Here is an 8198-nt window from a genome sequence, read left to right on the forward strand (position 1 = left end):
TTCCCCTCTAGTTTCCTTTATGATTCAGAGCATCTTGATGTCTATGATCATTTACTTGCTGCTGCACCTGCTGAGCGTTATGACTGTTCACAGGAGCCGCTTCGAAATCTTTGGCAACATTTTGCAAATTTTTATCCGGAGCTTTTTGCTTTGTCATGTGAGTGAACTCCCCTCCGCAGTTTAAACATGTGTGACTCTGTGCAAGACTTGTGCGCATTCATGAATGTGGCGAACATAGTCATCCACCAGATTTTGAACGACATCACCGGTTTCATCAATGTGAGTAGTACCCTGCTGCACGTCCATCAGTTCCACATTAACCTCTCTGGCATCCACGTAATTGACTTTAAAATCGAAGTTGTAACCCGAGTGCCCTCCCGCTTCAATATGAACCCTAACGGTCTGAGCATCGGCTTCATCGGCCCATACGCGTGCCTGATCGGTAGGCTGCAAGGTCGTAGGGAGAACATTTGTCCACTCTTGTACCAATTCCGCTTGATCAATTGTCAGCTTCTCATTGCTCATAGGTAACACCTCCACATGTTTAAAATGCGGAAGGCGCCCGGCTTTTATCCATGTAAAAAAACAACAACTCCGTTAGATGTTTCTCAAACAAAAACAAAAAAAGCCACACGATCCATAAGAATCGCATGACTTTTTGGTTGGGGTATTACCATGGTTACGGAGAGGGTGGGATTCGAACCCACGGAGGCTTGCACCTCGGCGGTTTTCAAGACCGCTGCCTTAAACCACTCGACCACCTCTCCACGATAGGTGTCTCCTGTAGAGGAGACAACCTTGTGCAGTGACAAAAAGCATTGTATCACATAATCTCGATAATAAGCAAGTACTATTTTTTCGTGATTACTTTTACGTTGTTCATGTAAGGAATAAGAACCTCAGGCACCTTGATCGAGCCGTCAGCTTGCTGATAGTTCTCAAGAATCGCCGCAACGGTACGTCCGAGCGCCAAGCCTGAACCATTCAGAGTATGTACGAATTCCGGCTTCGCCTTAGCATCTCTGCGGAAACGAATGTTCGCTCTGCGAGCTTGGAAATCCTCGAAGTTGCTGCAAGATGAGATTTCACGGTAAGCGCCGCTGTTTGGAAGCCATACTTCCAAGTCATACGTTTTGGCAGACGTGAAGCCAATATCACCCGTGCATAGGGATAATACGCGGTAAGGCAGCTTCAATAGCTGTAAGACGCGCTCAGCATGGCTTGTAAGCTTCTCTAGCTCATCATAGGAGTCTTCGGGTTTAACGATCTTAACGAGCTCAATTTTGTTAAATTGATGCTGTCTGATCAAGCCGCGTGTGTCTCTTCCAGCTGATCCCGCTTCCGAGCGGAAACAAGCGCTGAAAGCGACGAAATTAACAGGCAGCTGCTCGGTTGTCAAAATATCTTCCCGGTGGTAGTTCGTAACCGGTACTTCCGCCGTAGGAATTAGGAAATACTCCGAATTCTCCACTTTGAAGACATCTTCCTCAAACTTCGGAAGCTGTCCGGTACCCGTCAAGCTATCACGGTTAACGATGTAAGGCGGCAGCATTTCTTCATAGCCATGCTCATCGCTGTGCAGGTCCATCATGAAGTTAATTAAAGCGCGCTCTAATCTAGCGCCGAGTCCTTTGTAGAAAACGAAACGCGAGCCCGTTACCTTCGCCGCCGCTTCGAAATCAAGGATGCCCAGTTCTTGCGCTACTTCCCAGTGCGGCTTCACTTCAAAATCGAATTGCGGAACTTCGCCAACACGGCGCAATTCCACATTCTCTTCTTCGGAACGGCCTACAGGGACGCTAGGATGGGGCATATTCGGAATGGAGAGGAGCACTTGTTGTAAGGACTCGTCCAGTACACGAATCTCGTCATCCAGCTCTTTAATGCGGTCTCCGACCACTTTCATTTCCTGAATCAGCTCATCGGCATTCTCGCCGGATCGCTTGCGTCCTGCCACCTCTTGGGAAACAGTGTTGCGGCGATTTTTGAGCTGCTCTGTTTCTTGCAGAAGCTCTCTGCGTTTTAAATCTAATGCGGTGAAACCGTTCAGCTCTTCTATCTGCTTACCACGGTTCTGCATGGCAGCTTGCACGGCTGCCAAATCGTTTCGAAGTAACTTTACATCAAACAAGGAGATTCCTCCGTTAGCGCAAAATGGTTGTATATGGAAGCAAGCACCCTTACCGAAGTTTCCGGTGATATCAAGGTGCTTGTACCATCAATTATGCTTGACTTTGCTTTACCATATCTAAAAAATAGCTGTGCAGACGGAAATCGTCTGTCAGCTCAGGGTGGAACGAGGCCGCAAGGAGATGTCCTTGCTGCGCCGCGACGATTTGGCCGTCATACGTGGCCAATACATCCACACCGGGTCCCACTTTCTCAATCAGCGGGGCACGGATGAACACCGCGCGAACGTTCTCGTCAATGCCTTTGATCGGCAAATCCGTCTCAAAGCTTTCGCGTTGACGGCCAAACGCGTTGCGAGCCACCGTAATATCCATCAGCTCAAGATGAGCTTCCGGCTGTCCGGTGATCTCTTTCGCGATGACAATCAACCCTGCGCAGGTGCCGAAGATCGGCTTGCCTGCCGCAGAAAATTCCCGAAGCGCATCGATAAAGCCATACGTGCGCATCAGCTTGCCAATTGTCGTACTCTCTCCGCCAGGTAGAATAATGCCATCAAGCTCGGCAAGCTGCTCCGTACGCTTTACGACAACGCCCTCAGCGCCAGCACTCTCGATGCCGCGAATATGCTCTGCTACCGCGCCCTGAAGCGCGAGAACCCCAATCTTCGTCATTACCAGCCGCGCTCCTGCATACGCTCGGAAGCTTGCAGCTTGGAAATTTCGATTCCCTTCATAGGGGCACCTAGGCCTTTGGAAATTTCTGCGATCAATTTAAAATCCGTGTAGTGTGTTACAGCTTCTACGATAGCTTTCGCGAATTTCTCAGGGCTGTCCGATTTGAAAATACCGGAACCTACGAACACACCGTCAGAACCCAAATGCATCATGAGAGCAGCATCGGCCGGAGTCGCCACACCGCCTGCAGCGAAGTTAACAACCGGCAGTTTGCCTGTTTCATGAACTTGCAGCATCAATTCATATGGAGCTCCAAGCGTTTTCGCTTCAAACATCAACTCGTCTTTGGACATCGCTTGTACTTTGCGAATTTGCCCTTGAATCATGCGCATATGGCGCACAGCTTCAACGATGTTGCCTGTTCCCGGCTCGCCTTTAGTACGAAGCATGGATGCTCCTTCGCCAATACGGCGCAATGCTTCACCAAGATCGCGGCAGCCGCAAACGAAAGGAACTGTGAAATCGCGTTTGTTGATGTGAAACACTTCATCCGCTGGTGTCAAAACTTCACTCTCATCGATATAGTCAACGCCCAGAGATTCCAGGACTTTCGCTTCTACAAAGTGCCCGATTCTTGCTTTCGCCATAACCGGAATGGATACGACTTTCATAACTTCTTCAACGATAGTCGGATCAGCCATACGGGATACTCCGCCAGCCGCACGAATGTCAGCAGGTACGCGCTCTAGCGCCATAACAGCGGAGGCACCAGCTGCTTCTGCGATTTTTGCTTGCTCGGCGTTCATAACATCCATAATAACGCCGCCCTTTTGCATTTCGGCCATACCTGTTTTAACGCGGGATGTTCCTGTTTCCATTCTTTATTTCCTCCTATACCTTAGTGCGATTTTATACAGTTTCCTACACGATTCGATAGTAAACTTCTAAACAAACATTTTACATGAAGGAGGGGCATTATACAACCCATTATCTGGTCTAGGAACCACCCTTTATCCCTTTAAATAGATCGCTGAAGAAGTTTTTGAAAGAACGGAACAGCAAGCGTATCCAGCTTCCTTTTTCGACATCGTCATTGGCAATGAGATCTACGGTTTTTACTTGTCCATTGTAGTCCACCGTTACTTTGCCGAGCACGTCGCCTTTGGCAATTGGAGCTACCAGTTTAGTTTCTTCCAAGGCTTGAGCCGTAACTTTAAAATCCGTGTCTTTTGCGCCTTTTTTCGTTACAAACGTTAATCCGGTTTTGGTTACAACAGGCACTTGCGTTTGAACGCCTTTCTTAATGTTTACGATTTTCAAAGAATCTATTTCTTGCTTCGCATTTAGGAACGGTTTAATTTCGAAATTATTGAATCCGTAATCGAGCAGCTTCCTAGTTTCATTGAAACGTTCAGGCTCTGTCTTTGTGCCCATAACAACCGTGATCAGGCGCATCCCGTTTCTTTCTGCAGTCCCTGTAAAGCAGTAGCCGGCATCATCCGTAGAACCTGTTTTCAGACCATCCAGCCCTGGATAGGCGTATTTCTTGAAATTTGTATTCGTTGAATTGCCTTCCAGCATCCAGTTCCAGTTGATCATCGGCGTTTTATCGGTCGGTCTGAGCTTCAAAGACGGAATTTTCGTAAATTCTAAAACTTCTTTATGATCCTTCAGGATGTTATAGGCAAGAATTGCAGCATCCCGCGCTGTCATTTTCGTTTCGCCCTCAATCGATTGCGGCGGGTTCTTCAGATCGACACGGGATAGTCCCGTAGCGCTGATGAAGTGAGCCTTGTCGGACATGCCCAATTGCTTGGCTTTCTCATTCATCATTTTCGCAAAGTTTTCTTCCGATCCGCCCCCAAGCAGCTCGGCAAAAGCCACAGATGCGTCATTCGCGGAATAAATGGACATGGCATTAAACATATCTTTGAAAGTCAGTGTTTCATTTTCTGCGATTAATTGACCGGAACCAATGACAGCGGCGGCGTTTTTGGATGCCGTTACTTTCGAATCCCACGTAAATTTGCCTTCCTTGATGCTTTCCATGGCAAGATACTCTGTCATCATTTTCGCCATACTAGCGGGCGGCAGTGCTTCATCAGCGTTCATTTCATAGAGAACGGCACCTGTGCTGGCTTCCATGATAATGGCAGATTTGGCACTGACCTTCAGTTCATTTCCAATTGGTGCTGTAGCAGACGTTGGAGCTGTAGTTGCAGCCGGTGCTTTTGTATCAGCGGCAGAAACCGGTTGTATATGTAAAAGTACGGATTGAGCTATTAAACTAACACCTAACACCAAAGCAATCTTTTTCTTTGTAAAACTAAACAATCTCACAACTTCACTCTCCCTAGTAATTTTTATCCCATTTTTATATTGTAACACACCCTATTAGACAAAAAAAAGAAGACGCAGGTTCAAATCCTGCGCCTCCAAATATAACCAAAATGTGACAATTACAAAGAATAGTTCGGAGCTTCTTTCGTAATTTGAATATCATGCGGGTGACTTTCCTTTAATCCAGCGCCTGTGATCCGCACGAATTGCGTATCATGAATCAATTCCTGGATGTTACGCGCGCCGCAATAGCCCATGCCTGAACGAAGACCGCCAACGAGTTGATACACGGTGTCCGCCATTGGCCCTTTGTAGGCTACGCGCCCCTCAATACCTTCAGGGACAAGCTTGCTCTCATTCTCTTGGAAATAACGGTCCTTGCTGCCTTCTTTCATCGCACCTAAGGAACCCATACCGCGGTATACCTTGAATTTACGTCCTTGGAAAATCTCCGATTCCCCTGGGCTTTCATCAGTTCCAGCGAAGAGACTGCCGATCATAACCGCACTCGCCCCAGCGGCAATTGCTTTTACCACGTCGCCGGAGTACTTGATCCCGCCATCGGCGATAATCGGAACTCCGAACTCGGCAGCTGCTTGCGCGCAGTCATAAATCGCCGTAATTTGCGGAACGCCGATCCCTGCAATAACCCTTGTCGTACAAATCGATCCTGGCCCGATTCCAACCTTCACCATGGATGCTCCAGCTTGGATCAGATCGCGTGTACCGTCGCCTGTAGCTACGTTTCCTGCGATGATAGGAAGATCCGGGTATTGCGCTCTAATCTTTTTGACCGTTTCTGCGATATTAATGTGATGCCCATGTGCTGAATCTACTACGATTACGTCTATTCCGGCTTTAACAAGCGCCGCCGCTCTTTCCATAACATCCTTCGAAACACCGACAGCCGCACCTACCAGCAAACGTCCCTGTGCGTCTTTCGCGGAGTTAGGGAACTGAATGGCCTTCTCAATGTCTTTAATCGTGATTAGACCTTTTAGCTCGAAATTATCATCGACTAGAGGCAGCTTCTCAATCTTATGCTTTTGCAGAATGCCTTCCGCTTGTTGAAGAGTGGTGCCGACCGGAGCTGTTACAAGGCCTTCCCGTGTCATAACTTCTTTGATTTTGATCGAGTAATCATGCACAAAACGCAAGTCACGATTGGTCAAAATCCCAACAAGTTTATTCGCCTCGTCCACGATTGGCACACCCGATATACGGTACCTCGCCATTAGCTCTTCAGCGTCATAAACATGATGTTCCTTCGTTAAGGAGAAAGGGTTTGTAATAACGCCGCTCTCTGAGCGCTTAACACGGTCTACATGCTCGGCTTGAAGCTCAATCGGCATATTCTTATGAATAATTCCGATCCCGCCTTCTCTCGCCATTGCAATCGCTAGGGCCGATTCCGTAACAGTATCCATCGCGGAACTAATGAACGGGATATTCAATTTTACGTGAGGCGCAAGCACCGTCGAAACGTCGATCTCCTTACCGAACACTTCAGACTTTCTTGGCACCAACAGCACATCGTCGAACGTCAAACCTTCCTTACCAAACTTGTCTTCCCTCACAACACATACTCCTCCTTGAATCACTTTATTCAAAAACTAGGTCATAAGCAGCCTGCTCATTGTATATGAATGCAATCTTAACAAAAGCCCATTTTTCGTGTCAAGGAAAAGGAACCTTTCAAAGATCCTCAAGCATCCGAATAAGAACATTCGGTTAACGATAAGTATATAGGCTATTTGAATTCCATAACAAAAATTGTTCCACACCCAGCTCCTTGGCTGCTTTAATTTGCTCCTTCACATCCACGTTTCCATATGTCTTATGGGGCTTTACCCACGTTGCCGTAAAATCCTGATACCATGGCCTAATTTCAGCGGCAGAAACACTGGCCTGCATGATCTTGTCGTTTTTTCCCTTTGCATCAACGATAGCTTTATGAATGACGGCATAGGGTTGCAAATCAGGATATTTTATACCGTACATGCCATTAGAATAATGAGAGGGATACAGCATTGGCGAGATATAATGAACCTGTTTGCTAATCATGGACCAATCTTGCCCTATGCCCATGTCATTGTCAGAGGAGGTAGTTAAGCCAAACACGTCAGCAGACAGATAGGCCTGATCCCCGATACGATCCTTAGCTTTTTTGAGAAAAGTTTCAATGACCTGTGCCTTGGTCCATTTACTCGGATTATCAAACTTAACCTCCGCGTCAACCCTTTTGCTGTTTTCGGGGAATCGCACGTAGTCGAATTGAACTTCGTCAAATCCTAACTGAGCAGCTTCTTTCGCGATTTGAAGATTATAGTCCCATACTTCTTCCTTGTATGGATCCACCCAAGCTATTCCTTTGTTATCCTTCCAAACGTTGCCTTGATGAGTCTTCATCGCATAATTGCTTTTCTTATTGCTTAAATAGGGATCTTTAAAAACGACTACTCGGGCAATTGTATAAATTTGCTTATCCTTTAACCTCCGCAGTGTGCCCTTCATATCGCGAATAATGACGTTGCTGTTAGCTCCAATCTCATTCACCAAAGGCACCGCCGAGGCATATGTAACTTGCCCTGAATCGTTCTTTACATCGATAACCATCGCATTTAAATCCGTTTGATCCACCAAGTTAATCAATTGCTCAAATTTATTCCCTACCGCTGACCAAGCAGATACATAAATGCCTTTGACCACCTTTTTAGCAGGCATTTGCCGCTCGACTGGCGGTTCTGTCGGAGGGGTCGCTTGCTTCGGTTCCGCTTCTACATTTGGAGCAGGCTGCTTCCTCTCGGTAGAGCTGTTTAAGGATTGAAGCGGCGCCTCCATTTCCTCCCTCGCAGCATCCATCTTAACCGAGCATCCGCTAACGACCACGACTTGTATCACCAAACAACCAAGTAGTAAAATGCCTAACCATTTCCTAACCAAGCATCCACCCATACCAATCCCTCCTTATAGGGCTAGTATGGTTTGTTATGATGCATTGTACTGATGTAAAAAAAAGAGCCTTCTTGGAATTTCTTCCAAAAAGACTCTTTT

General features: G+C 47.0%; 8 protein-coding genes and 1 tRNA gene. All 9 read right to left on the minus strand.

Annotation, left to right across the window (positions count from 1 at the left end):
* Positions 1–7: 7 nt before the first annotated feature.
* The gene (locus GC097_RS31685; RefSeq protein WP_171687250.1) at positions 8–157 is read right to left on the minus strand and encodes a hypothetical protein; all 150 of its coding nucleotides are present in this window, start codon (positions 155–157) and stop codon (positions 8–10) included.
* 23 nt (positions 158–180) lie between these two features.
* Positions 181–525, minus strand: a complete 345-nt coding sequence (locus GC097_RS31690; RefSeq protein ID WP_171687251.1) for a hypothetical protein — start codon at positions 523–525, stop codon at positions 181–183.
* A gap of 157 nt (positions 526–682) precedes the next feature.
* A tRNA-Ser gene (locus tag GC097_RS31695) sits at positions 683–767 on the minus strand.
* Between the two features lie 83 nt (positions 768–850).
* The gene (serS, locus tag GC097_RS31700) at positions 851–2131 is read right to left on the minus strand and encodes a serine--tRNA ligase (protein ID WP_171687252.1); all 1281 of its coding nucleotides are present in this window, start codon (positions 2129–2131) and stop codon (positions 851–853) included.
* Positions 2132–2222: 91 nt separating this feature from the next.
* Positions 2223–2801, minus strand: a complete 579-nt coding sequence (gene pdxT, locus GC097_RS31705) for a pyridoxal 5'-phosphate synthase glutaminase subunit PdxT (RefSeq protein WP_171687253.1) — start codon at positions 2799–2801, stop codon at positions 2223–2225.
* Complete coding sequence (gene pdxS, locus GC097_RS31710) at positions 2801–3682, minus strand: pyridoxal 5'-phosphate synthase lyase subunit PdxS (protein WP_171687254.1); 882 nt, start codon at positions 3680–3682, stop codon at positions 2801–2803. The genes pdxT and pdxS overlap by 1 nt, the downstream gene beginning before the upstream one ends.
* A 118-nt stretch (positions 3683–3800) precedes the next feature.
* Positions 3801–5144: a D-alanyl-D-alanine carboxypeptidase family protein gene (locus GC097_RS31715; protein WP_171687255.1), complete on the minus strand. Its 1344-nt coding sequence runs from the start codon at positions 5142–5144 to the stop codon at positions 3801–3803.
* Positions 5145–5263: 119 nt separating this feature from the next.
* The gene (guaB, locus tag GC097_RS31720) at positions 5264–6721 is read right to left on the minus strand and encodes an IMP dehydrogenase (protein ID WP_171687256.1); all 1458 of its coding nucleotides are present in this window, start codon (positions 6719–6721) and stop codon (positions 5264–5266) included.
* 154 nt (positions 6722–6875) lie between these two features.
* Positions 6876–8099, minus strand: a complete 1224-nt coding sequence (locus tag GC097_RS31725; RefSeq protein ID WP_171687257.1) for a putative glycoside hydrolase — start codon at positions 8097–8099, stop codon at positions 6876–6878.
* Positions 8100–8198 lie beyond the last annotated feature (99 nt).

Source organism: Paenibacillus planticolens (genome assembly GCF_013141725.1).
Lineage (GTDB): Bacteria > Bacillota > Bacilli > Paenibacillales > NBRC-103111 > Paenibacillus_E > Paenibacillus_E planticolens.